Here is a 22,742-nt window from a genome sequence, read left to right as displayed (position 1 = left end):
GACCATCATGCAGACATTTCACATTTCCGCGACCGGCCACAGCCTCAACTACCTGCCCGAATATGTCGCGGTCGATCAGGGCTTCTTCGAGGAGGAGGGCCTGAAGGTAACCGCCGAGGTCCCCTCACCCTGGGATCGCGTGCTCGACGATATTGGCACGGGAAAGGCTGAGGCAGCCCTTGGCGGCATCTGGGTTCCCTCCATGTTTCACGGGCGCGGCAAGCGCTATGTGCCCTTCGCCCAGGTGGCGGCCCGCGCGCCGCTGGCGATTGTCGGGCGCGAACCGCCGGCGGAGTTCGAATGGACAGCCCTCGCCGGCCGCACCATCGCGATGAAAGGCAGCAACGGCGCCAGCGTCGGTCTGTTCATCAAGATGCTGCTGCGCGAGAACGGCGTCGACCCGAAGGCCGTCAACTTCGTGCAGGATCTCGACGGCAGGATGCTGACGGACCTCTTCACCGGCGGCATGGGCGATTATCTGGTCATCGATTTCCCCTCCGCGGTGACGCTCGAAACGGCCGGCGGCGGTCATGTGGTTCAGCCGCTTCCCGTTACTGGCGGCAATGTCCCGTGGAGCGTCTACTATAGCGAGGGTGAGCCAAACGATGAACGGCGCGACACCCACGCGCGTTTTGCCCGCGCGCTCGGTCGCGGCATGGATTGGATCCTTGACCACGAGGCCGAAGACTATCGCGATTTCCTGGCGGCCACCTTCCCGAAATTCGCGCCCGATCTGCTGGTGAAGCTTACCGATATCTACTGTGCCAACGGCATGTGGACCTCGCCCCGCATCGACAGCGATGCCTATCAGCGCTGGCAGGTCGGCATCTGTGATGGCCATCTCACCGACGCCCCGATCCCCTACGCAACACTGATCGACCAGCGGCCGACAGCGGCCTGAACACGTTCGAGAGAGCAGAAACCGATGCGCATCGCCGTCATCAACCCCAATACAACGACCGCCATGACCGCCCGCATTGCCGAGGCAGCGCGCGCCGTGGCCAGCCCCGGAACGGACATCCTGGAACGCCAGTCCCGTCATGGCCCGGATGCCATCGAGGGTCCGTTCGACGGGGCGCTCGCCGTGCCGGGTCTTTTGAAGGCGATCACCGCCGCCGAGGCCGAAGGCGCGGACGCACATGTGATCGCCTGTTTCGATGACACCGGCCTCGACGCCGCCCGCGCCATCGCTACACGGCCGGTGATCGGCATCGGCGAGGCCGCGTTCCATGCCGTGACGCTTCTCGCCCACAGCTTCTGCGTGGTGACGACGCTCACCCGTTCCGCGCCGGTCATCGAGGACAACATTCTGCGCTACGGTTTTGACCGGCGCTGCCGCCGGGTCTTCGCCTCGGATATCCCCGTCCTGGCTCTGGAAGACCCCGAAAGCGGAGCCTTCGAGACCATTTCGAACTTCATCGAAACGGGGATCGCCGCCGGCGCGGAAGGTGTTGCCCTCGGCTGCGCCGGCATGACGGGCTTTGCAAAAGCGCTTCAGGCGCGCCATGGCATTCCCGTGGTCGACGGGGTCACCGCCGCGGTCGGTCTCGCCGAAATGCTGGTGCGCTGCGGCATTTCCACGTCGCGCGCCGGCATATGGGCGCCGCCAGTGCGAACGCATCTGCTTGCGGCCGAATAGGCAGATCTTTTACACGGGCCCTCCCGGCGTCTGCGGGGTTGATACGTCGTCCAGCCTCTTGACCAGCCAGTCGATCCGCTCGTAGCGCTTCAGGCTGGCATCGCCCATCGCGGTCGCCACGCTCCAGGCGAGATAGTTGATAATCGTGAGGGCGGCCGAAAAGGAGTTGAACGGCGATGGCGACTGGCACCGACAGCGCAGCACGTGTTCGGCCGCCTTGGCGCTTGCCGAGGCGCTGAGATCGGTGATCAGGACGGTGGTGGCGCCGGCCGCCCGCGCTTCCTTCAGAATCGTTGGCAGAAGCCTTGGCCGGCGCCGGAAGGCGATGACGAGCAGGACATCGCCCTTGTCGATCGAGGCGATCTCATGGGAATAGCTGCCGCCGCCGACCGGGATGACCTGGACGTCATTCTTCATGAGCGTGAAATAGTGGGCGGCCTGATGGGCAAGGCCATAGCCGCTCCTGAGGCCCATGATCCAGACACGGCGCGCCGAAACGATGGCATTGCTGATCGACGCAAGTGTTTCCGGCGGAAGCCCCTCGACGGTGGCGCGAATATTGTCCAAATCCATCTGAACCGTTGTGGCGATGGAAGGCTTCTTTGCGAATGCTTCGTTCTCGCCTTCCAGAACGGCGCGCGGCGAACCCCAGTGCTGATCCTCCCGTATCTGGCGCTTGGCATCCGGATAGGTCTTGTAGCCGAGCGTGCGGATCAGGCGCGCCGCCGTCGCCTTCGAGACATGCGCCCGTTCCGCCAGTTCACCGGCTGTATAGCTCGGCAGATCCATCTGATATTGCAGCAGAATATCGGCAAGCCGCTTTTCCGCGGGCGTCAGCGTTGAATAGATCGCGTAGATCCGGGCCTCGAGCGACCGCTTGACTTCCTTTCCGCCTTCCGGCGAGCCTGATGAACGCACGACAATTCCTTCTCGCGAAAGCTGGGCAATGAATGGAGGGCCGAAAGGCGCAGGATGTAACCACGCCGGATGGCAAGAGCCCGTTCCGGTTCAGGTTATGCGACCGACGCCGGCGCGTCCAGCATGGCACAATATGGTCCCGGGGCTCGAGAGGAATGTGTCCGGTGGACTGCAGAGGAGGAGACGCGACAGCGCATCGCTCATGGCTCCGGAGCGCGCGCGACGTCCGCGACGGCCTTGCGCAGCCACAGATGAGCCGGGTCGCCACCACGTCTCTCGTGCCAGACCTGAACGAAGGGAAAGGGCGGTATTGCAAACGGGGGTTCGAAGACGATGAGGCGCTGGTCACCTTCATAAGGGACGAGGGTATTGCGCGCGACCGTCAGAACCAGGTCCGTTCCATGGATCAGACGCGGCGCATTGCCCCAATGCGGCAGCGTGACCGCGACGCGGCGTTGATGGCCGATGGCGGAGAGCGCCGTGTCGATTTCGGTGTTGGCGCCATCCTTCATCGCCACGAGAACGTGAGGCCGCAAGAGATAGGCTTCCAGATCGAGGCGATCCTTGCCGCCCATCCTCTCCCGATCCGCAAGGCAAGCGAAGTGCTCCACGAAGAGTTGGCCGGCTTCCAGCCCTTCGGGAAGTTCGGGAAAGACACCGAGGGCGAGATCGCACTCCCCGTCCAGCACCTGACGCAACATGACTTCCCGGCTCGATTGCGTAATCACCAGGTCGATGCCAGGCGCTTTGAAGCGCAACGTCTTTAGCAGGCCGGGAAGGATAACGGCGGAGCCGTAATCCGACATGACAATACGGAAGGCCCGGTTTTCCTCGGCAGGATCGAAGCCGCCCGGGCCAAGAACCTCCCGCATCTGCCGCAGGGCCGCGCTCAGGGTGGGCGCGATCTCAAGCGCCTTCGAACTAGGGACAAGCTGCCCGCCGCGACGGATCAGCAGGGGATCATCGAACAGCAGCCGCAGACGCGCCAGTGCATGACTGACCGCAGGCTGGCTCATGTTCAGCCGGGTGGCTGTGCGCGAGACATGTCGCTCGGCCAGAAGAGCGTCGAGAACCACCAGAAGGTTAAGATCGACGCTGCGAAGATTATTCTCACTGTGCATACGGATGATATTACATAGGAATTTCCATCAATGAAGCAAATAGTGCATCCAGTGCGCAACGGAGGTTGTTCACCATGCAAACCAATGCACTGCTTCTCATCATTGCTGCCATCACCACCGGCGCGGTCGTTCCGTTTCAGGCAGGCGCCAATGCGGCCCTCGGGCGGGCGCTTGGCCACCCGCTTTGGGGCACGCTTATATCCCTTTGCGTCAGCTTCGTCTGCATCGTGCCGGTCATGTATCTGGCGAAGGTCCAGGCGCCAGCGCTTATGAACCTCGCCCAGGCGCCGCGCTGGATATGGATCGGTGGCGTTGTCGGCGTCGTCTATATCACCGGTGCGCTGATGCTCGCGCCGAAGCTTGGCGCCGCCGGCTTCGTCATGGCGGTCATTGCCGGGCAGATGCTGGCATCGATGATCATTGACCAGTGGGGGCTGGTCGGCCTGCCGCAAAAGCCCGTCTCGTGGCCGCGCCTTGCCGGCCTCGGGCTGATCGTCCTCGGACTGATCGTGATGCAACTGCAGACGCTGGGACTGAAACCGCCCGCTGGTTCTTAGGGGCTCCTGGCCCGCCCTGAATATCCGCACTTGCCTCGGAGTGGATATCCAGCGCATAAAGTCCTCATGAAGTCTGCAGATTGTACCATCTGAATCCGCTTCCGCGCCTCGCCGTGAGAAGCCGTTGCGCTGGCCCGGCCCTTTGAGCCTGCCGGCGCTCATTTGTTTGCGTGATCGCAAACGGAATTTCGCCGCCGCTGCGGCACAGATTCAATGGTAACAATCATGAACAATTTTTTCGAAAGCCCCTTCAAGGGCATGACTCTCGACCGTCAGATCAACAACCCCAACATCATCGTTGGCCGATACAGCTATTATTCCGGCTACTACCACGGCCACAGCTTTGACGATTGCGCCCGCTATCTGCTTCCAGATCTCGGTGTGGACAGGCTGGTAATCGGCAGCTTCTGCTCTATCGGCTCGGGCACTGCCTTCATCATGGCCGGCAACCAGGGCCACCGGAATGACTGGATCAGCACCTTCCCGTTTTATTGGATGGGCGAAGTGCCCGCCTTCGAAGGCGCGGAAAACGGCTATCAGCCGGCCGGAGACACTGTCATCGGAAACGACGTGTGGATCGGCGCCGAGGCAATCATCATGCCCGGCGTGAGGGTCGGCGACGGCGCCGTGATCGGCACGCGCGCCCTTGTGACCCGCGACGTGGAGCCCTACGCTATTGTCGGCGGAAACCCGGCCAAGATGATCCGCAAACGCTTCGACGACTCGGACATTGTTAGGCTGCGCGAACTTAGATGGTGGGACTGGACCGACGACCAACTCCGCCCAGCGCTGCCATTCCTCACCAGCGGCGACGTAGCCGCACTTCACTATTACTGGGAGAAAAACCTCAAGACAGGCGGTTGATATCTCCCCTGCCCGTCCGATATCCGTCCCGGACGGGCAGCCCCATTGAGGGGCAGCAAGCCAGTTCCCGAGCGCATCTAGACAGAAGAGGTTTCTCGAACAGCTCTGGAGCCGCTGCCTATTCCACAGGCTTAAACCCTTGATCAAGCGGACTTTCGGTCCACCAGTTCTGTGGGCATAGCCGCAATAGACCACAACTGCCTGCCGAGCATCCGGACGGGATCAAAGGTCTTGAAGGGATGCGAACCAACGACCCGGTCGTTGCGATATCGATCCACGTCAAGATTCTAATACAAAACAACGTGGGTTTCGTCAGAAGGTAGAACGACGCTCCCGACAAAATGACAACTTCCGACTCGTGGCCTAACAAAGTCCGACATTAGTGTCAGCGGCGCAAACTCGCATCTCGCCGTGAGTTCCAATGGATTGCAACCGGACGCGACTTGGCGTCACCCACAAAGCTGACATTCCTAAGTTCAGCCGTCCGGCTACCCGCAATTGCTTTCCAATTCCACCGCGCCGCCGTGCCGCTCAAACAATTCGCCACCATCGCCTCGAAGTATGCGATGTCTGGAAATTGGTAGCTTTCAACGCCTGAGAAATCTAAGCGCACGGGCCTTTCCTTGCATGACAAAGTGAATGAGACAACGCCCCAGGCAGTTCATGCGGCAGAAATGGTTGTCAAACCGGATCTTCAAAGTAAACGAGGGACAATCGAACCGGATCGTTTCATCATTGATGCGATCGATCAAATGCTGGGACCAGGCACCTAACGCAAGGCAGCCGCAATATTGCCGCCGTCGACGGTGGTGACGTTGGCGGTCGTGCTTTCGGCGCAGGCGAGATCGAAGAACGCGCGGGCCACATCCTCGACGGTCACTTCCCGCTGCAGCAGGTTGCCGCCCATATATTCCTCCACCGTGAGACCGCGCGCGGCGGCCCGGCTTTCGATCATCCGGTCGTCCAGTAGGCCGGAGCGGATGCGGTCGGCATTGACGGCGTTGGAGCGGATGCCGTCCTTGCCGTGTTCCAGCGCATACTGGCGCGACAGGAACAGGGTTGCCGCCTTGGAAAGCCCGTAGGCGCCGAAATTCGCGCCGGGATTGACCGCCTGCTTGCTGGCGTTGAACAGAAGCGCGCCGCCGGTGCCTTGCGCCTTCATGACCCGCACCGCCTCCTGCGCCACGCTCTGATGGGCGAAGAAGTTCAGCTCGAAGCTCTTGCGCAGCACCGCGTCGTCAAGGGTCGCGATCGGTCCCTGGAATGCGGCGCCGGCGTTCGATACCACGATATCGACCCCGCCGAAGCGGGATACCGCGGTCGCAAATCCGGACTTTACCGAGGCCGGATCCGTGACATCCATGGCCACGCCGATTGCGCCATTGCCGGCCGCGCGCGCGACCTCTTCGGCCCGCGCGCCATCGAGATCGGCGACGACAACATGCGCGCCTTCGGCTGCGAATTTCAGGGCAACGGCCGCGCCGATCGCGCCGCCGCCGCCGGTGACGAGCGCCACCTGACCTGTCAGCGGCTTCGGCTTGTTGCCGGCAAGCTTGGCCTGTTCCAGCGACCAGTATTCCAGCTCGAACAGCTCCGGTCGGCTGACCGGCTCGAACCGGCCGACCATTTCGGCGTCACGCGCCGCCTCGATCCACATTTCGCCGAGATCGGCGGCGATCTTTGCCTCCTTGGCGGTGCGTCCGTGGCCGAAAAGGCCGACGCCCGGCACCAGCGTCAGGCGCGGCATGGCGTCGAGCATGGTCCGGTTGACGTCGTCGCGGTCGTTGTTGTCGTTGAAATATTTGGTGTAAGCCGCGGCATAGCGCTCCACCGCATCAGCCGTCGCGGCGGCAAAGCCTTCAAGATCGTCCGCTAGTGGGGCCGGCAGAACCATCGGCCCGGTCTTGATGCGGATCGAAAGGTCCGGCGTGGACACGCCGCGCCCGGCCATATCGGAAAGCTCCTCGGCGTTCACGAATTCCATGATTTCGGGCGAGGTGCGGAAGTCGTTGACCATGCGCCCGAACCGCTTGCCCTTCTCCCTGATGGCCACCGCGCCGCGCAGGATCGGCGCAATCATGTCCGCGTCAGCGAGCCCGTCCGGCAGGCTTACGGCGTGGAAGGCCGGCTTGCCCTCGCGGCGGACATAATCTTCGGCGCGCGAAACGTAGTCGATCATCAGGTCGTAGGCCTCCTTCGCGGTCTCGGCGAAGGTGAAGATGCCGTGCTTGTCGAGGATCAGGGCGTCGGCATCCGGCTTTGCCTCGAACGCCTCGGCCGACGCCTTGGCGAGCGCGAAGCCGGGCATGATGTAGGGCACGAAGGCGAACTTGCCGCCAAAAGCGGCATCGGCAAGCCGGCGGCTCTCGGCCTGGTCGACGATCGCCAGCACCGCTGTGGAATGGGTGTGGTTGACGAATTTCTGCGGCAGGAAGGCGTGGAGCAGGGCTTCGACGGAAGGGTTGGGAGAGGCGGGATCGATAAGGTTGGCGCGCTGCAGCGTGACCATGTCCTCATCCGAAAGCCTGTCGAAGGCGCGCGCCTTCAGGAGCGGGTTGAGCTTGACCGCCGGCAGTCCTGCCGGCTCTATGGTCCCCATGTCCCAGCCGCTGCCCTTGACGCAAAGCACGTCGAAACGCTCGCCGACAAGGTCTGTCGCGACCGTCTTCACCGAAGTATTGCCGCCGCCATGCAGCACCAGTCGCGGCTCGCCGCCCAGAAGCCTTGTGGTGTAGGTGCAGAGCGCCAGGTCTTCGTTGACGCCGTTTGCGCCATAGCGTTCGACCGCCGCTTTCGCTTCATCGTCGCGCCACAGATTTTCCATCGATTATCCTCCCTGAAGCCGCTGGCTTCGGTCTTTCTCTTAATCTTCGTTCAGTGGTCGGCGCTCACGCTTTCCAGGCATCCATAAGCTGTTCGGCCATGGACCGCGTCACCACCAGGTGAGACACGAAGCCACCCCGAAGCGCTGCCTTCAGCGCCTCGAATTTCTCGGCCTCCTGCACCACCATCAGCCGTTTTGGAATCTGGCGCACGGTATCGAGATCGGCGGAGATGCAGCGGCGATTGTGCTCGCAATCCATGATCGCGCCGTCGCGGTCGATCACCTGTCCGGCGATCACGCCGGCGGCGCCCTTTTCGCCAAGCGCCTCGATCTCGGCGGCGGATAGCGCGCCGCATTTCACCAGATGGCTGTCGGGCGCAATGCCGCCGACGGAATAGAGCACAAGATCGCATTCGCCGATCATCGCCATCTGCTGGTGGATGATTTCCTCATTACGCAACTGGGCGCAGAGCGCCTCGGTGCTCAGCACCAGCGGGGCGTAGAAATTGATGCCCTCGGCATTCAGCCGGCGGGCGATTTCGGTGGTACACTGGTCCGGGCGGTAGTTATACGGCGCGCCGAGATTGCCGCAGAGCTGGATCACGGTCACGCCCTGCAGATCGGCAAACGGCATGGCGTCGGCGATGTGATAGACGGTCCGCCCCCAGGCAACGCCGACCTTGTCGCCCTTGTTGATAAGCCCCTGGAACACCGCCGCGGCAACGACCGGCATTTCGGTCTCCGGGTCGAGCGCCTGACGGTCCTCGGGCACGATCCAGACGGCGTCCAGCCCCAGCGCGTCCTCCATCTCCCGCGCCAGCACGTCATCGGCGAAAAGCTCGGTCGAGGTGGAGATGGTGACGATGCCCATATCGCGGGCGCGGCGCAGATACATGGCGACCGAGGCGCGCGATATGTCGAGCTGCTTTGCCACCTCATCCTGGCGCAGGCCATGGGTGTAGTAGAGCCAGGCGGCTTTGTGGAGAATGCGGTCGCTCGGTCGGATCAGCATTGGGGTCTCGTCGTGATCTGGACATTATCCATGTCGGGTGAAAAAAGTGAATTTGCCCGCTTCGCTCCCGCGCCGCAAGAAGGGCGTCCTATCCCGCCCTGACCGTTTCGCCGAGGCGTCTGCAGGCATCCACCAATGTTTCCCGTTCGCGGATCAGCGCGCCGCCGATCAGATAGATGACGTCATCGCCATAGGCCGCCTTCATTTCCGGAACGCGTTCGAATGTCATGCCGCCGCCGGGGGCGGGCAGGATCGGTTTCAGCGTCGAAAATTCCTCAGCGCAGCCATCGACAATCGAGAGGCACTCCTCCCGCGAAAAGCCGAAGCGGCCGCCGAAATTGGGATAGACCGCGGCATCCACGCCCATCAGGCGCTGCAGCGTTCCGTAATAGAAGCGGTGGGAAAAGCCGCAATCGCCGCCCACGACATTGGCCCCGGAAAAGGCAGGGTGCGAGATCACCGGCAGGCCGAATTCAGGGTCAGCCGCCAGCTGCAGCGCGACATCGTATCCGGCGAGCGCCGGGGCGAGCATCACGCCGCCGGCACCTTTTTCCTTCGCCTCGTAGGCCCGTTCGATTGTCTGGCCGCGTTGCGCGGTGATGTTGGGAATGAACCGGGTGTTGAAGCCGGTTTTTGCATTGGCCTCGCCGATCGCCTCCACGCAGGCGGCAAGCCGTTCGGAAAAGGGCGAGGTCTTCTGGTCCACGAGCCCGTGATCGTCCTTGACGAAGTTCATTCCGCCGAGCGCGAAATCGCCCGCAAGCCGCGCCAGTTCCGCCGTCGAAAGCCCGACGGGCTTGATCGCCGACATCAAGAGCGGTCCGCCGGAAACGCCTGCGAGGTCGTAAAGCCCCGCACGGCCGAAACGCGGGCCGGGGGTCATCGCCTCAAGCCCCTTGCAGGGCTTCATCCAAACAAGCCGGGTCTTCGAAAGGATCGAGGAATTGCCGAACAGCACGTTCAGAAGCTGCAGGAAATCGCCGCCGGCATCGTCGAAACTGTAGGAGATTTCGGCCACATATCCGCCGCCGGCCGCCTCCAGCGCGTCCAGCCGGCCGAGAATTTCATCCTCGACATAGCCGGCGGGCACGATATCGCGCGGAATTTCAACCGTCTGCTCGACCGTGATGTTGAGCGCGCGCTGTTTCGCCGTCTCGTAATCGGCGTCGGAGAGCAGGTAGCCCGCGGAAAAGCGCTCCGCCATCAAAGCGCCTCCGCCTTTTCAGCCGAATGGACCGCATCGAGGCGCACGGCCTCAAGCGCATCGTCGGTGATGTCGAGACTGCGGCCGAGCACATCCTCGATCGCGCGCACCAAGGCGATGGCATCAAGCCCGTATTTCTTCATCAGATAGGGCTTGGAAGCGCCATGCGCAAAAGTGTCGTTGAGGCCGAGACGGCGCAGCTTCACGCCAAGCCCTTCCTCGGCAATGATTTCCGCCGCAATCGTGCCAAGGCCCCCGGTGATGATGTGGTTTTCGAGCGTGACCACGCCCTTCTTGCCGCGCGCGGCCTCGATGAAGGTGTCGCGGTCGAACGGTTTAAGCGTCGAAGCATGGAGGTGATGGACGCCGACGCCCTTTTCCGACAGAGCTGCCGTGGCCCGCAGGGCCTCCTCCGTGCACACGCCGGATGTCAGCACAAGCACATCGTCGCCCTTGCTGAGCGTACGGAGTTTGTTGAATGCGAACGGGGTCGAAAACAGCCGCGGCACCTGGCCGCGCAGCACCCGCACATAGACCGGCCCGTCAATGCTGTCGGCAACCTCGAGCACGGTTTCCACCTCGGTCGCGTCGCCGGTTTCCAGCACCGTCATGTTCGGGATCGCGCGCATCACCGCGATATCCTCGATCGCCTGATGGGTGATGCCGCCGGGCGTGGTGATGCCGGGCAGAAAGCCCATCATCCGCACCTTGCGGTTGGAATAGGCGATCGAATTGATGAGCTGGTCATAGGGGCGGCGATAGAGGAACACCGCGAAGGTGTGGATGAAGGGCCGGTAGCCCTGCATCGCCAGCCCGCCGGCGAAGGAAAGCATGTTCTGCTCGGCCATGCCCATCGAGAGGAACTGGTCGGGATGGCGGTCGCGAAAACCGTCGACCTCGCAGGACGAGGTGAGGTCGGCCGAAAGGCACATCACCTCGGGCCGGGCGGTGGCGAAGGTTTCGAACGCCGTGGCGTAGGGTCTGTTGACGATATCCACCATGATCAGGCCTCTTCGATTTCATTGAGGTCGACGCCAAGCTCGACCGCCAGCGCATCGCGCATCTCGATGCGCTCGTCTGCGCTCTTGAAGCGCACGTAATGCAGGCGCGGGAAGCGCTTCTTCAGGAAGTCCATGCCCTGATAGGGCGAGGTATTGGCGAGGATCACCAGCGGCTTGCCGGGCTCGGCGCTGTCGGCGGCCTTGCGCATGGCATCGAGGTCATGCCCGTCGATTGAGCGGCAGGTCGCGCCGAAGGCGGCGATCCGTTCCGGCAGGTCGTAGAGTTCCTGCACCGAGGACATGGCGCCGTCGCATTGCTGGCGATTGACGTCGACGATGACGCGGATGTTGTCGATTGCGTGATGGCGCATTGCGGAGATGCATTCCCAGGTCTGGCCTTCCTGGAACTCGCCATCCGACATGTAGACCCAGACCTTGCCCTTCTCGCCCGCGCGCTTGCGGGCAAAGGCGACGCCGGAGGCCATGGAAAGCCCCTGCGCCAGCGAGCCGGTGGTGACCTCCATGCCGGGGCTGTGCTCGGCCCCGATCATCTCCACCGAGCCGCCATCCTTGTTGAAGTGGTCGAGCGCGTTCTCGTCCATCCGGCCGACCTCAATCAGCGCCGAATAGATCACCAGCGCATAATGGGCGGGCGAGACGAAGAAGCGGTCATATTCGGGTGCAAAGGCCCCGTGATATCCCGCGCCCGTGAAGGCATCAGGATTGTCGGCCGACGGCACGCCGGCGAAGGGTTTGGGAACCGGCGGCAGTGTCGGGGCGCCCAGATGCAGCGCCTCGTTATAGAGAAAGGCGAGACTTTCGGCCGCAGAACAGGCCTGGCTCAGATAGCCGCCATTGTTGCGCATCGTGTGCAGGAACACCCGCTTGCGGATGCCGTGCGCGATATCCTCAGTGGATTTTTCGTTGGTCAGGGACATGGGATCAGTTCTCTTTTTCGAACAGGCGGGCAAGGCCAGCACTCGATGCTTCTGCGACGCCGCGCTCTGTGATCAGGCCGGTGACGAGGCGGGCAGGGGTGACGTCGAAGGCGGGGTTGCGGGCCGGCGAGCCCTTCGGCGAGATGCGCACCGAGATGATCTCGCCCTCGGCGTTTTCGCCCTGGACGAAGCTCACCTCGTCGCTGTTGCGCTCCTCGATCGGGATTTCGGCCACGCCGTCATTCACCGTCCAGTCGATCGTGGGCGAGGGCAAGGCGACGTAGAACGGCACGCCGTTATCCTTCGCCGCCAGCGCCTTCAGATAGGTGCCGATCTTGTTGCAGACATCGCCGGATGCGGTGGTGCGGTCGGTGCCGACGATCACCATGTCGATCTCGCCGTGCTGCATCAGGTGGCCGCCGGCATTGTCCACGATCAGGTCATGCGGCACGCCATGGCCGTCCATTTCCCAGGCGGTGAGATAGGCGCCCTGATTGCGCGGCCGGGTTTCATCGACGAAGACGTGAACCGGAATGCCGGCCTCCATCGCCAGATAGATCGGCGCGGTCGCCGTGCCGTAATCGACGGTGGCAAGCCAGCCGGCATTGCAGTGGGTGAGGATATTGACCGGTTCGCCCGGCTTCTTCTTCGCCGCGATCTCCTTGATGATCTCCAGCCCGTGGCGGCCGATCGCGCGGTTGAGTTCCACGTCTTCATCGGCGATCTCTGCGGCGCGGCGGTAGGCGGTTTCCGCGCGCTTCTCGGTTGCGACGTTCGAGAGCGTATGGCGCATCTCGTCGAGCGCCCATTTCAGATTGATCGCCGTCGGCCGGGTCGCATGCAGCTTGTTGTAGGTGGCATCGAGATTTGTGTCCGAGGGATCGTCCGCCATGGCGATCGCGACGCCATAGGCGGCCGTCACGCCGATCAGCGGTGCGCCGCGCACCCACATGTCGGCAATCGCGGTGGCGATCTCGTCAACCGTGGACAGGGTCACGACACGGAAATCATGCGGCAGCCAGCGCTGATCGATGATCTCCACGGAACGGCCATCCTGGTGGGGCCAGATCGTGCGGTAGTGTTTATCGCCAACCTTCATGGGGCGCTCTCCTCTTCCAGCCTGATGGCCAGTCTTTCCAGTGCGTCAAGGCTGCTGATATGGCGGCGGTTGACGGCGATGTGACGGCCGAATTCGAGGGCTGCGGTCTCGCAACGCGCCTTCTGCGCGCGGTCCGCAACGGTCTCGAAATCGGCATTGTGGGCGAGGCCCAGAATGCGGCGATGGATTTCCAGCCCGGCAAAGCCCAGCATGTCTTCGAACAGCGCATGCAGGAACCGCTCCAGCGCCTGCTCCGCGCCAAGCGCGTCGCCCTGGTCCTCGTAGAGCGCGCGCTGAAACAGGATCCCGGTGCGCTCTTCGCGCCACAGCCGCGAAAACTCCTCGCGGAAAACGGTCCATGTGCCCGTGATCGTATTCAGCAGGTGGCGGCGCATATCCCCACGCGCGCCGTTCTGTTCATGGCCGCGCTGCGAGAAGAAGCTCATCCAGTAATTGGCGAGCAGCATGCCGACATCGAAGGCCATCGGGCCGTAATAGGCGAATTCGGGGTCGATCACCCGCGTCTCGTCCTCGGTCACCATGATCGAACCGGTGTGCAGGTCGCCATGCAGCATGGTCTCGGCGCGGGTGACGAAGGCGTGCTTCATTTCCTGCGCCGTCACCTTCAGGTCGCGATCGGCGCGCAGCCTTGCCACGATGCCGTCGAGCTCCGGCGTCGTGTGGCTGTTCATCTCGGCGTCGTAATAGGGGTCGGTGAAGACCAGCGCCTCGGTGATGTCGCACAGCGCATCATTGCCGGCAAAAAGCGCCATGTCCTTCTTGCGCGCGGCCGCTTCCATCGAAAGGTCGGAGCCCCGGAAAAGCGTGCGCGCCATGAACAGGCCGAGATCTTCGGCAAGCCGGGGCAGTATCTGGCCTTCGATCAGCGCCCGTCTCAGGATGATGTGCGGGCTCAGGAATTCCTGAACGATGATCGCCTGGCGCTCATCAAAATAAAACACTTCCGGCACGCTGCCCGGCGCCCGTTCCGCCTGGCGGATGAGGGCGTTATACTCGAAGAAGGAGCGCGTCAGCGGCAGCGGCCAGCCTTCGCCCACAAGCCGCACATAGGGCAGCGCCTGCTTGACGATCATGCTTTTCCCGCCGCCCTCGACGATGAAGACGAGGTTCAGATTGCCGTCGCCGACCTCCCGGACCTGCCAGCCCGAGGGTGGTCCCAGCTTGTCCGTCAGGATTTCGAGCGTCCCCAGCCGTGACGGCAGGGTTTCGGGCTCAAGTGCCGCAAAGGCCTCTTCCAGCGCCATAGACATCCTCCCAAATGCGCCCCGGCGGATTGCGCTCGCGGGGCTTTTTCAGCACGGTAGCGCCGCGATCTGTCATTTGTCAACACTAATGACATTTGCTATTTTTATTTTCTGGCAAATGTCATTGCTGTTGACATTTGATGATTTCCGCTTCTAGGATGATGGCGGGAGGAAATGAATTTCATGACCGCAGTGTTCCGCATAGACGGGCTGCGCAAGGCGTTCGGGCCGATCCAGGTGCTGGATGGCGTCGACCTGCGCTTGCGCTCCGGAGAAGTGACAGTGCTGATGGGAGCCAACGGCGCTGGCAAATCCACGCTGGTGCGCACCGTCACGGGTCTCTATCGCCCTGACAGCGGCACCATCACGCTGGCCGGGAAGCCGTTTACCCCCGCTACCCCCGCTGAAGCCATTCGCGCCGGCGTCGTCACCGTGCACCAGAACATCAATGACGGCGTTGCCGCCGATCTCGATGTCGCGACCAATCTGGTGCTCGACCGGCTGACAGGGCGCGGCGCTTCGGTGTTTTTCAATCCCTACAGGATCCGCAAACAGGCCCGTGTCGTCGCCGAGGCCATGGGGCTTTCGCTCGATCTTTCGGCCCAGGTTTCCGACCTGTCGCTCGCCGACCGGCAGATGGTGGCAATCGCCCGCGCCATGGCCCACAAGCCGCGCGTTCTGATCCTCGACGAGCCGACCTCGTCGCTCTCGAGTGCGGAGGCCGATCGTCTCTTTGCCCTGCTTGACAGGCTGCGCGCCGATGGCGTCGCGATCCTCTATATCTCGCACCGCATGTCGGATATCAGGCGCTTGGCCGATACCATCGTCACGCTGCGTGACGGGCGGATTTCCGGCGTTTTCGAAGGCCCGGAGCTGGACTACAAGGGCGCCGTCGACGCCATGCTCGGCCGCACCATCAGCCATGGCCATGTGGACGTGCAAGACGGCGGGGCCGAGGTTTTTTTCGCAACAGACCTTCAGATTGCCCCCGGCAAGAAGCCGTTCTCGATGGCGCTGCGCGAGGGCGAAATCGTGGCCGTCACCGGTCTTGTCGGCGTCGGCAAGACCGTGCTGGCGGAAACGCTGTTCGGCGCGCGCCGGCCTCATAGTGGGCAGATGATGCTGGAGGGCAGAGCCTATGCGCCGAAAAATCCGGGCGCTGCCATTGCAAGCGGCGTGTTTCTGGTCGCCAAGGACCGCGCCGTCAGCGGCATCGTGCCGGATTTCAACATCTACGAAAACATCAGCCTGCCGTTTCTGAAGCGCCTGTCATCCTTCGGGATCATGAGCCGGTCGCGCGAAAAGGCGCAGGCGCGGGATCAGATTTCGGGCCTCAACGTTGTCTGCCGCACGGAGCGCGATGCCATGCAGACGCTGTCGGGCGGAAACCAGCAGAAGGTCATGGTCGGGCGCTGGCTGAGCCATGATGCGCGGCTGCTGATCCTCGACGAGCCGTTTCAGGGCGTCGACATCGCCGCCCGCCGCGATATCGCCTCGACCCTGAGGCAATCGGCCGGCGGCCGGGCAACGCTCGTCTTCCTGACCGAACTCGACGAGGCGTTCGAGATTGCCGACCGTATTCTGGTGATGTCCGAGCACACGATTGTCGGCGAGCACAGAAACCTCGAAGTCGATCTTGATACACTTCTCGCCCAGATTGCCGGGCGTCTGGAAATGGTGAGCCAATGACCAATAACGAAAACACACTCGCCCGAAATTCCGCCGATGCGAGCCCGGAGAAGAAGGGTCGCAAATCCGGCAATCTCCGCGCACTGGCAATCCGTTATGGCTTTCTGGCGCTGCTGCTTGCGCTGGTGCTGATCTTCTCGATCTCGGCCCGTGGCTTTGCCTCGCCGCAGAGCGCGGTCTTCATCCTGCAATCGGTATCGATCACCGGCATCCTGGCGCTCGGCGTCACGGCAACGCTGGTGGTTGGCGGCTTCGACCTCTCGATCGGCTCGGTCGCGACCACGGCGCTGATGGCGTCTTCCTATGTCATGGTGGTCATGGGCGGAAACGCGTTCGAGGCCGTTGCCGTCTGCCTCGTGATCGGTGGATTGATCGGTCTTGTGAACGGCATTCTGATCGTCTATGGCCGCGTTCCCGATCTGCTGGCCACGCTCGGCATGATGTTCCTGTTGCTTGGCCTGCAGCGTATTCCGACCGAAGGGCGTTCGATTGCCACCGGCATGACGCTGCCGGATGGCTCGCAGGCCGAGGGCGCGTTCAGCGCCGCCTTTCTGGCGCTCGGCCGTCACCGCTTCGATTTCATCCTGCCCAATCTCGTGCCGGTCTCGGTCGTGGTGCTGATCGTTCTGGCGATTGCGATCTGGCTGTTTCTCGAGTTCACCCGGTATGGCCGGATGATGTATGCCGTCGGCTCGAATGAGCGCGCTGCAGCCCTCGCCGGCGCGCCGGTCAATGGCTACAAGATCCTCGCCTATGTGATCTCGGCAGAGTTCGCCTCGATCGGCGGCATTCTGCTGGCCGCCCGTCTCGGCCGCGGCGATATCGCGTCCGGCAACAATCTTCTGCTCGATGCCGTGGCCGCTGCGCTGATCGGCTTTGCCGTGCTGGGCGCTGCCAAGCCGAATGCCTTTGGCACCGCGATCGGCGCGCTGTTCGTCGGCATTCTGCTGCAGGGTCTGACGATGATGAACGCACCCTATTACACCCAGGATTTCGTGAAGGGCGCTGTGCTGGTGATCGCGCTGGTCTTCACCTTCGCGCTCTCGACGCGGCATAAGCACTGAACATGAACGGGCGGTGTTCACCGCCCGTCGACAGGACCGATACTGGCGCCGGTATCGGGCACTGCGGGAGGAGGCGCAAGCGATCTCAAATCTGGATCTCAGACGTGGAGGGAATGAGAAAATGAAAATCACACGCAGACTGTTCAATACCATGGCGGCGGGCGCGATGCTTTCCGCCGCCGCCATGCCGGCAATGGCCGCCGATATGCCGGCGCCCTTCGACAAGCCGGAAGATGTCACCATCGCGCTGGTGCGCTATCTTTCCACCGGCGACTTCTTCCAGTCCTATCTGGCTGGCGTCGAAGCCCAGTCGAAGGCGCTCGGCCTCAATCTTCGCGTGCTCGACAGCCGCCAGGATGCCGCCCTTCAGGCCGACATGGTCGACCAGGCAATCGCGCTCGGCGTTGATGGCATCATCATCCAGCACGGCTTGACGGAAAGCATGCGCGAAGCCGCACAGCGCGCCGTCGATGCCGGCATCGATGTCGTCGCCTTCGACGTAAATGTCGAAAACGACGCGATCCCGCAGATCGAACAGTCGGACCATGATCTCGCCCGGCTGGCGCTGGAACAGGCGATCGAGGACAATGGCGATAGCTTCACCGCCGGCTATGTCTATGTCGCGGGCATCGCGCCGCTCGACCGCCGCGACGAGGTCTGGCAGGAATTCAAGGAAAAGTATCCGGGCATCGACGAAGTCGCCACTTTCGGCACGCTCGACAACCCGATTGCCAACTCCGTTGCCAACCAGGCCCGCTCGGTGCTGTCGGCCAACCCGAACATCACCGTCATGTTCGCGCCCTATGACGAATTCGCAAAGGGCGTGAAGATCGCCGTTGACGAGGCCGGCATGTCGGATTCGATCAAGATCTATTCGGCCGACGTCTCGACCTCGGATATCGCCGCCATGCGCGAGCCGGGCAGCGCCTGGGCCGCCACCGCGGCCACCAATCCCGCCGTCGTCGGCGAGGTTTCCGTGCGGGCGCTCGCAATGATGCTCGCCGGCGAGGACCCCGGCCACAACGTCATCGTGCCGCCGACGCTGATCACCCAGCAGGTGCTTCTTGATGACGACATCAAGAACATGCAGGAGCTCAGCGAAAAACTGCCTGCCTTCGCCCACGCCGATGTCGCCACGCCCGACTGGATGCCGCTGCCCGACCGGCAGTAGACCGACATTCTCCCAAGCGTATAAGGCGACCACCGCCTGATACGCTTGGGGGCGAGCCCCGGCGACCTGCCGGGACTCGTCGTTTCAGTTGCTCAGGGAGTCCGAGACGATCAGTACTTTGGTGTTGTCGATAGCGGCTGCGATATCCGGGAACTCGAACCATTCCAACATGCCCAGGATATAATTGTCAGTGCAGTGATCGATAGCGCCGACGCTGCGGGCGGTCGCGCATGTTACGCGTTGCCTGCGGATGATCAGCGGGCGCTGGAAGCTGCCGATCCTGTTTCGCCTCTATGCTGACGAAGTGTTGCGAAGCTCACAGCTTCTGCGCGACATGACTGACGTGTCGCAAAAGATGCTTACCCAGCATCTGCGCGCGCTGGAGGCGGACGGACTGATCCTGCGAACGGATTTCGGCGAAACGCCTCCCCGGGTGGAATACCGCCTGACCGAGCGCGGCCAGGCCCTGATGCCGGTTCTGCTCGCCGCCCGCCAGTTCGCGGAGGACCATGAACGGGCAGTTAGATAACGGCATGCAGACGCCAGACGAGCGAAACCTCGTCGGCCGAAAGGTCGTTGCATACTGTCTTTCGCAAGACGATTGCCGATGTCCGCGAAAGGCGGAAGCGACCACACACGCGTGGTCGGGCACACAGCCGACAATCGTGGTGCAGGGACGAAACCATCATCATGGCGCTGGCCGGCACACTGCTTCGGCTGACTCTTGAGAGCGATTGCCTGGGCCCTGTCGAGAACGCCTTTCAGCCGCCCTGCCCTTCTCTCCTGTTTTCGCACTTCAACAGTCTATTGCGGTTGGCGGGCCTCGGCCCGCAGCAGCTTGCGGATCCGTCTTCCCCGGCGCCAGCAGGTGACCGCCGCAAGCGAGACGATCAGCCACAACGCTGCCTCAAGCACGAAGCCGATGGAGAGCCCAAGCATGGGTGCCGTCAGACACAGCAATGCGGCAATCGTCAGCGTCGCCATCCGCTGGGTCTTTGCCGTCGGACCACGGTAGTCGGCGGGCTGGCCGAGCGATAGCGCAAAGGAATGAAGATAGGCCGTGAAAATGGCAAGCACCGCGGCCGCCCAGCCCAGCTCGGGCATGCCAGCCCGCTTCCGCCATCGCAGTGAGCGGATCGATATCGGCATGCTCGCCATTGCGGGCGATCAGGAGTGACCGGAAGACGTCGGCGCCGATGCACCGGCGCAGACGGGAGGCTTGCCAGTAGTCCGCTCCTGCAACAGGCCTGGTTGCGGCCCGCAAGCCCGGCGGAAGCACAGTCGAAATCAATATGAAGTCGCCATGGCTCGCATGGTTGGCGTAAAAGACACAGGGCTCGGTGTCGGCCTCATCGCTGTGCCGGACACCACGAACGGCGGTGATCAGGCGCGCGAGAAAGCCGATCAGCGCGGCAACGAAACCGGCCGCAAATCTGCGAACAACCAAGACCATCCGACCATCACGCAAAAATCGAATCCTGCCATCGGCACCTTATAGCCTGCAGCATTCTCCCGAACAAATCGCATGGTCCTCGACAGTGCTGAGTGATAGCCCCGGTCTTATGCCCGCCTGACCCCATAAATTATGGCCGCTGCCGCCACGGCCAACGGCGCCCAGAAATGGATGAGGCCGATCTGGCTCCAGACGCTGAACTCCTCATTGCATCCGGTGGGGTTCATCCCGCAGCCCAGGGGCACGAAATAGGAGAACCACACAAATGTTCCGATGAGGAGCAGGATTCCGAACAGCAGGGAGAGTATTTTCATGAGAGCTTGCCTTGCCTGTTTGCCGTCCAGCCCTTCGATCGTTCGCACGGGCGACCCGGTTGCCGATCGCTCACGCGCCGGGCCAACTCGAGAGATGCCGTTTCAATTTGCCCGCAAACCTGTCGCCGACAAACCGCTGCTTCCCTCACGCGCTATCCCGCGAATTCCGTGGCGCGATGGTACATGCTCACGAGACGGCGGCGGAACGTCTGGCGCTGCTCATAGTCGGCAACGGAGGCTGCACGGCTCAGGTCCTCGCATCGTCCCGCAAATCCCACGGCCTCGACGTCCTCGGCACAACGGCCGAGCCAGCGCGCGGATTGCGCGACCGCCCGTCTGTGGATTTCCAGCGCCCGGTCGCACAGCCCCGGCATATCGTCGCTGCAGCCCATCGCAAAGGCGAGATAGGCGATATACTCGGGCTGCCATATTTCGTCGTCAACGCCCATCTCGTCCGCGTCGGGAATGCTGTCGGCGAGGATTTCGCACCCGTTTCCGTCGATGAACGGCGCGGGATTGTGCAAGAAGCATGCGCGCGAAAGCTCCGCGAAGGCCCGGTCGATCCGCGGCTCTCCGGTGAGGCCGTTGCGGTAGATGATACCCAGATACTTGCAGGCATAGGGACCGATCCCGACATCATCGGATTCGCACACCCTTTCCATCCTCTCTTGCGCCGCTTCATAGTCGCGAAGCGCGACGTTCAGGAAATAGATCTTGCCGGCCTCATAACAGCCGCCCACCTGAAAGCCCGCACTGCATGACGATTCATAGGCTGCCAGCGCCGCCTGCGCATCTCCGCGCTTTTCCGCCGCCACGCCGGCTCGCCAACAACTGTCCACATTGGCCTCCTGGGTGCAGGCCAGAAGGGTCCGTTCGCCCACCGACACACCGGTGCTCTGCGTCGGCTCGGCGGCCGAAGCACCCGTGGCAACCGCGACAGTCATCACAAAAAAGGCCGCAAAGATTGATCGCATTAATACTCCCAATCGAGGGGTTCGGTCTCTGGGCCAAGCCGCCTCCACACGATGCGCTATAATCAAGAGGCGCCCGGCTGCTTTTTCCAGATATCGCGTTTGAGCACGGTCCAGAAGCAAACTGGAAGCGAAACGCAGCAGCGTTTAGTACGGGCAGGTAAACCACGACCTACAGGCACTGTCCTCTCAACGGTTGGCTGCGCTCAGCACCCCCGGCCGGCAGTATAAGCCTCCGGCATTTGCTTTCAGCCCAAAGGACTTGAAGAGATATGAACCAAAGACCCGCCGCCAAGTGCATTGCTTGACCATCTTGTTGAGCAAAAACGATTATCATGATCTGGATTGTTGCTTCATACTGCCGAAACAGGCTTAATAAGTGTTGCCCTTCCTGGCCGCTTATCCCGAGGACCAACCGGCAAGAAGCAGAAATGCACCGGCGCCCATTTTGCTAGGCTTCGTTCTCGATGGCGGCCCGTTGTTCCCTGAGCAGTTGAAGAGCGACGACGCAGGCGTTCGTCACATGCAATGACGCAATCCTGGCGGCCTCTTCTGCATCGCGCTTTTCAAGCGCGGCTGCCAGATCGTCGATCTCGGTAAGGCTCTGCTCGATGCGCTCGGGATGCATCAAGGAAGTCGCGCGCAGGATGTTGATCCGGGAAAACAGGCTTTGCAGCACCTCGCGGGCAAGGTTATTGCCGCAATTGCCGAGCATGATGTTGTAGAGCCGGCTCTTGGCCTCCAGCACCTCCGCCTTGTCGCCGGACAGGGCGTGCTCGCGAAGCGCCTCGGCGCCCTTCGAAAATTGCCGGATGGCTTCATCGGAACCGTTCAGCGCAAATTCGCGCGCGGCAAACCCTTCAAGCACCCCGCGCAGAGCGTATAGCTCCTTCGCCTCTTCCAGCGAAATGACGGCGACGACGGGTCCCTTGTGCGGAACGATCTCGAGCAGCTTCTCGGCTTCCAGCTTGCGCAGGGCTTCACGCAGCGATGTGCGGCTCACGCCAAGTTCCTCGCACAGTTCGCGCTCGACAAGGCGCGCGCCCGGCTTGTACCGGCCGGACGTTATTCCCTGACGGACTGCGTTCTCGATCTGTCGACGCAATGTGTCTGGTTGCAGCGCTGTCCCTCGTGAACTCATCAGGCCTTCCCGTATTACATTATGACCATCCGCCAATTAACACGAAACACCGCTGCGCAACAAGCCGCCAGGCCGCCCGACTTCCCGGTTGTCTGTCGCTAAAACTGTTACGCGTTCGCCGCCTGATAGTCGGCTTCGGCGACCTCCTCCAGCCAATCGGTCCTGCCGATCGAAATAGCGGTGTGCAGCAGATAGCTGTCGGCGGCAGCACCGTGCCAGTGCTTTTCGCCGGTGGCGATCCAGACCGTATCTCCGGCCTTGAGCTCCTGTGCGGCCTCGCCTTCCTTGCAGACCCAGCCCTTGCCGGCAATGACGGTGAGGATCTGGCCGGTTTCATGGGTGTGCCAGTAGGTGCGCGCGCCGGGCGAAAAGAACACGTTGTTGATGACAACGCCATCCGTTGGCGGCATCACGGGATCGGCATGAACCGTTCCGGTGAAAGTATCGGATTTGACTTCCGATGGAGCGCCAGCCTGCCGGCCATGGAAAATCTTCAT

At 62.5% G+C, this 22,742-nt stretch carries 23 protein-coding genes and 1 pseudogene; 10 read left to right on the top strand and 14 right to left on the bottom strand.

Annotated elements, in window-relative coordinates; genetic code table 11:
- Positions 1-7 precede the first annotated feature (7 nt).
- The gene (locus V6765_RS00460) at positions 8-901 is read left to right on the top strand and encodes an ABC transporter substrate-binding protein (protein WP_448425537.1); all 894 of its coding nucleotides are present in this window, start codon (positions 8-10) and stop codon (positions 899-901) included.
- Between the two features lie 24 nt (positions 902-925).
- Positions 926-1,639 carry an aspartate/glutamate racemase family protein gene (locus V6765_RS00455; RefSeq protein ID WP_448425536.1) on the top strand — a complete coding sequence of 238 codons (714 nt, stop codon included), beginning with the start codon at positions 926-928 and terminating at the stop codon, positions 1,637-1,639.
- A gap of 9 nt (positions 1,640-1,648) precedes the next feature.
- Here the strand turns inward: V6765_RS00455 and V6765_RS00450 are convergent, their stop codons facing one another.
- The gene (locus V6765_RS00450; RefSeq protein ID WP_448425534.1) at positions 1,649-2,557 is read right to left on the bottom strand and encodes a MurR/RpiR family transcriptional regulator; all 909 of its coding nucleotides are present in this window, start codon (positions 2,555-2,557) and stop codon (positions 1,649-1,651) included.
- A 200-nt stretch (positions 2,558-2,757) separates the two neighbouring features.
- Positions 2,758-3,633, bottom strand: a complete 876-nt coding sequence (locus V6765_RS00445; protein WP_448425532.1) for a LysR substrate-binding domain-containing protein — start codon at positions 3,631-3,633, stop codon at positions 2,758-2,760.
- 119 nt (positions 3,634-3,752) lie between these two features.
- Here V6765_RS00445 and V6765_RS00440 point away from each other — a divergent pair, with 119 nt between their 5' ends.
- From V6765_RS00440 to V6765_RS00430, 3 genes and pseudogenes are all read left to right on the top strand, one after another.
- Entirely contained in the window at positions 3,753-4,235 is a 483-nt protein-coding gene (locus V6765_RS00440; protein WP_448425530.1) for a DMT family transporter, read from the top strand.
- Between the two features lie 225 nt (positions 4,236-4,460).
- Positions 4,461-5,099 carry a type B chloramphenicol O-acetyltransferase gene (gene catB / locus V6765_RS00435; protein ID WP_448425528.1) on the top strand — a complete coding sequence of 213 codons (639 nt, stop codon included), beginning with the start codon at positions 4,461-4,463 and terminating at the stop codon, positions 5,097-5,099.
- A gap of 487 nt (positions 5,100-5,586) precedes the next feature.
- A pseudogene (locus tag V6765_RS00430) lies at positions 5,587-5,697 on the top strand (IS6 family transposase); the annotation flags it as partial.
- A gap of 171 nt (positions 5,698-5,868) precedes the next feature.
- Here V6765_RS00430 and V6765_RS00425 read toward each other — a convergent pair.
- The 7 genes from V6765_RS00425 to mtnK all read right to left on the bottom strand — a co-directional run bounded on the left by V6765_RS00425 (position 5,869) and on the right by mtnK (position 14,442).
- Complete coding sequence (locus V6765_RS00425) at positions 5,869-7,923, bottom strand: bifunctional aldolase/short-chain dehydrogenase (protein WP_448425526.1); 2,055 nt, start codon at positions 7,921-7,923, stop codon at positions 5,869-5,871.
- Positions 7,924-7,987: 64 nt separating this feature from the next.
- Entirely contained in the window at positions 7,988-8,935 is a 948-nt protein-coding gene (locus tag V6765_RS00420; RefSeq protein WP_448425525.1) for a sugar-binding transcriptional regulator, read from the bottom strand.
- Positions 8,936-9,023: 88 nt separating this feature from the next.
- Entirely contained in the window at positions 9,024-10,139 is a 1,116-nt protein-coding gene (locus tag V6765_RS00415) for a RuBisCO large subunit C-terminal-like domain-containing protein (protein ID WP_448425523.1), read from the bottom strand.
- Positions 10,139-11,140, bottom strand: a complete 1,002-nt coding sequence (locus tag V6765_RS00410) for a transketolase family protein (RefSeq protein WP_448425521.1) — start codon at positions 11,138-11,140, stop codon at positions 10,139-10,141. Before V6765_RS00410 ends, V6765_RS00415 begins: the two co-directional genes overlap by 1 nt.
- A 2-nt stretch (positions 11,141-11,142) precedes the next feature.
- Positions 11,143-12,078 carry a transketolase gene (locus V6765_RS00405; protein WP_448425519.1) on the bottom strand — a complete coding sequence of 312 codons (936 nt, stop codon included), beginning with the start codon at positions 12,076-12,078 and terminating at the stop codon, positions 11,143-11,145.
- Positions 12,079-12,082: 4 nt separating this feature from the next.
- Positions 12,083-13,177 (bottom strand): S-methyl-5-thioribose-1-phosphate isomerase, encoded by a 1,095-nt coding sequence (mtnA, locus tag V6765_RS00400; protein ID WP_448425517.1) that lies wholly within the window; start codon positions 13,175-13,177, stop codon positions 12,083-12,085.
- A complete protein-coding gene (gene mtnK, locus V6765_RS00395; RefSeq protein ID WP_448425515.1) occupies positions 13,174-14,442 on the bottom strand; it encodes an S-methyl-5-thioribose kinase in 1,269 nt (422 codons plus the stop codon). Before mtnK ends, mtnA begins: the two co-directional genes overlap by 4 nt.
- A gap of 174 nt (positions 14,443-14,616) precedes the next feature.
- Here mtnK and V6765_RS00390 point away from each other — a divergent pair, with 174 nt between their 5' ends.
- The 4 genes from V6765_RS00390 to V6765_RS00375 all read left to right on the top strand — a co-directional run bounded on the left by V6765_RS00390 (position 14,617) and on the right by V6765_RS00375 (position 18,895).
- Positions 14,617-16,131, top strand: coding sequence for a sugar ABC transporter ATP-binding protein (locus V6765_RS00390; RefSeq protein WP_448425513.1), 1,515 nt, complete (start codon positions 14,617-14,619; stop codon positions 16,129-16,131).
- Positions 16,128-17,195 carry an ABC transporter permease gene (locus V6765_RS00385; protein ID WP_448425512.1) on the top strand — a complete coding sequence of 356 codons (1,068 nt, stop codon included), beginning with the start codon at positions 16,128-16,130 and terminating at the stop codon, positions 17,193-17,195. Before V6765_RS00390 ends, V6765_RS00385 begins: the two co-directional genes overlap by 4 nt.
- Positions 17,196-17,316: 121 nt before the next feature.
- Positions 17,317-18,366, top strand: coding sequence for a substrate-binding domain-containing protein (locus V6765_RS00380; protein ID WP_448425510.1), 1,050 nt, complete (start codon positions 17,317-17,319; stop codon positions 18,364-18,366).
- A 202-nt stretch (positions 18,367-18,568) separates the two neighbouring features.
- Positions 18,569-18,895 carry a winged helix-turn-helix transcriptional regulator gene (locus V6765_RS00375; protein WP_448426590.1) on the top strand — a complete coding sequence of 109 codons (327 nt, stop codon included), beginning with the start codon at positions 18,569-18,571 and terminating at the stop codon, positions 18,893-18,895.
- Positions 18,896-19,170: 275 nt separating this feature from the next.
- Here the strand turns inward: V6765_RS00375 and V6765_RS00370 are convergent, their stop codons facing one another.
- Complete coding sequence (locus V6765_RS00370; protein WP_448425508.1) at positions 19,171-19,470, bottom strand: hypothetical protein; 300 nt, start codon at positions 19,468-19,470, stop codon at positions 19,171-19,173.
- Between the two features lie 199 nt (positions 19,471-19,669).
- Between V6765_RS00370 and V6765_RS00365 the strand changes: the two genes are divergently transcribed.
- On the top strand, positions 19,670-19,864 hold the full coding sequence (locus V6765_RS00365) for a hypothetical protein (protein ID WP_448425507.1): 195 nt from the start codon (positions 19,670-19,672) through the stop codon (positions 19,862-19,864).
- Between the two features lie 62 nt (positions 19,865-19,926).
- On the opposite strand, the gene V6765_RS00360 is transcribed toward V6765_RS00365, so the two are convergent.
- The 4 genes from V6765_RS00360 to V6765_RS00345 form a co-directional block, all read right to left on the bottom strand.
- Positions 19,927-20,133, bottom strand: coding sequence for a hypothetical protein (locus V6765_RS00360; RefSeq protein ID WP_448425505.1), 207 nt, complete (start codon positions 20,131-20,133; stop codon positions 19,927-19,929).
- Between the two features lie 152 nt (positions 20,134-20,285).
- Positions 20,286-21,107, bottom strand: a complete 822-nt coding sequence (locus tag V6765_RS00355; RefSeq protein WP_448425503.1) for a hypothetical protein — start codon at positions 21,105-21,107, stop codon at positions 20,286-20,288.
- Positions 21,108-21,555: 448 nt separating this feature from the next.
- The gene (locus V6765_RS00350; RefSeq protein ID WP_448425502.1) at positions 21,556-22,245 is read right to left on the bottom strand and encodes a GntR family transcriptional regulator; all 690 of its coding nucleotides are present in this window, start codon (positions 22,243-22,245) and stop codon (positions 21,556-21,558) included.
- 107 nt (positions 22,246-22,352) lie between these two features.
- A complete protein-coding gene (locus V6765_RS00345; protein WP_448425500.1) occupies positions 22,353-22,742 on the bottom strand; it encodes a cupin domain-containing protein in 390 nt (129 codons plus the stop codon).

The sequence above is a fragment of the Martelella sp. FOR1707 genome (assembly GCF_053484265.1).
The sequence above is the reverse complement of the archived record's forward strand: the minus strand, read 5'-3'. Positions and strand labels throughout refer to the sequence as shown.

What these genes read in the sequence shown, in the direction of transcription:
- V6765_RS00380 (WP_448425510.1), top strand. Translation starts at nt 17,317, where the DNA reads ATGAAAATCACACGCAGACTGTTCAATACCATGGCGGCGGGCGCGATG.
- V6765_RS00425 (WP_448425526.1), bottom strand. Translation starts at nt 7,923, where the DNA reads ATGGAAAATCTGTGGCGCGACGATGAAGCGAAAGCGGCGGTCGAACGC.
- V6765_RS00390 (WP_448425513.1), top strand. Translation starts at nt 14,617, where the DNA reads ATGAATTTCATGACCGCAGTGTTCCGCATAGACGGGCTGCGCAAGGCG.
- catB (WP_448425528.1), top strand. Translation starts at nt 4,461, where the DNA reads ATGAACAATTTTTTCGAAAGCCCCTTCAAGGGCATGACTCTCGACCGT.
- V6765_RS00420 (WP_448425525.1), bottom strand. Translation starts at nt 8,935, where the DNA reads ATGCTGATCCGACCGAGCGACCGCATTCTCCACAAAGCCGCCTGGCTC.
- mtnK (WP_448425515.1), bottom strand. Translation starts at nt 14,442, where the DNA reads ATGGCGCTGGAAGAGGCCTTTGCGGCACTTGAGCCCGAAACCCTGCCG.
- V6765_RS00345 (WP_448425500.1), bottom strand. Translation starts at nt 22,742, where the DNA reads ATGAAGATTTTCCATGGCCGGCAGGCTGGCGCTCCATCGGAAGTCAAA.
- V6765_RS00355 (WP_448425503.1), bottom strand. Translation starts at nt 21,107, where the DNA reads ATGCGATCAATCTTTGCGGCCTTTTTTGTGATGACTGTCGCGGTTGCC.
- V6765_RS00460 (WP_448425537.1), top strand. Translation starts at nt 8, where the DNA reads ATGCAGACATTTCACATTTCCGCGACCGGCCACAGCCTCAACTACCTG.
- V6765_RS00455 (WP_448425536.1), top strand. Translation starts at nt 926, where the DNA reads ATGCGCATCGCCGTCATCAACCCCAATACAACGACCGCCATGACCGCC.
- V6765_RS00440 (WP_448425530.1), top strand. Translation starts at nt 3,753, where the DNA reads ATGCAAACCAATGCACTGCTTCTCATCATTGCTGCCATCACCACCGGC.
- V6765_RS00405 (WP_448425519.1), bottom strand. Translation starts at nt 12,078, where the DNA reads ATGTCCCTGACCAACGAAAAATCCACTGAGGATATCGCGCACGGCATC.
- V6765_RS00385 (WP_448425512.1), top strand. Translation starts at nt 16,128, where the DNA reads ATGACCAATAACGAAAACACACTCGCCCGAAATTCCGCCGATGCGAGC.
- V6765_RS00350 (WP_448425502.1), bottom strand. Translation starts at nt 22,245, where the DNA reads ATGAGTTCACGAGGGACAGCGCTGCAACCAGACACATTGCGTCGACAG.
- V6765_RS00410 (WP_448425521.1), bottom strand. Translation starts at nt 11,140, where the DNA reads ATGGTGGATATCGTCAACAGACCCTACGCCACGGCGTTCGAAACCTTC.
- mtnA (WP_448425517.1), bottom strand. Translation starts at nt 13,177, where the DNA reads ATGAAGGTTGGCGATAAACACTACCGCACGATCTGGCCCCACCAGGAT.
- V6765_RS00365 (WP_448425507.1), top strand. Translation starts at nt 19,670, where the DNA reads ATGGCTCGCATGGTTGGCGTAAAAGACACAGGGCTCGGTGTCGGCCTC.
- V6765_RS00415 (WP_448425523.1), bottom strand. Translation starts at nt 10,139, where the DNA reads ATGGCGGAGCGCTTTTCCGCGGGCTACCTGCTCTCCGACGCCGATTAC.
- V6765_RS00360 (WP_448425505.1), bottom strand. Translation starts at nt 20,133, where the DNA reads ATGAAAATACTCTCCCTGCTGTTCGGAATCCTGCTCCTCATCGGAACA.
- V6765_RS00370 (WP_448425508.1), bottom strand. Translation starts at nt 19,470, where the DNA reads ATGCCCGAGCTGGGCTGGGCGGCCGCGGTGCTTGCCATTTTCACGGCC.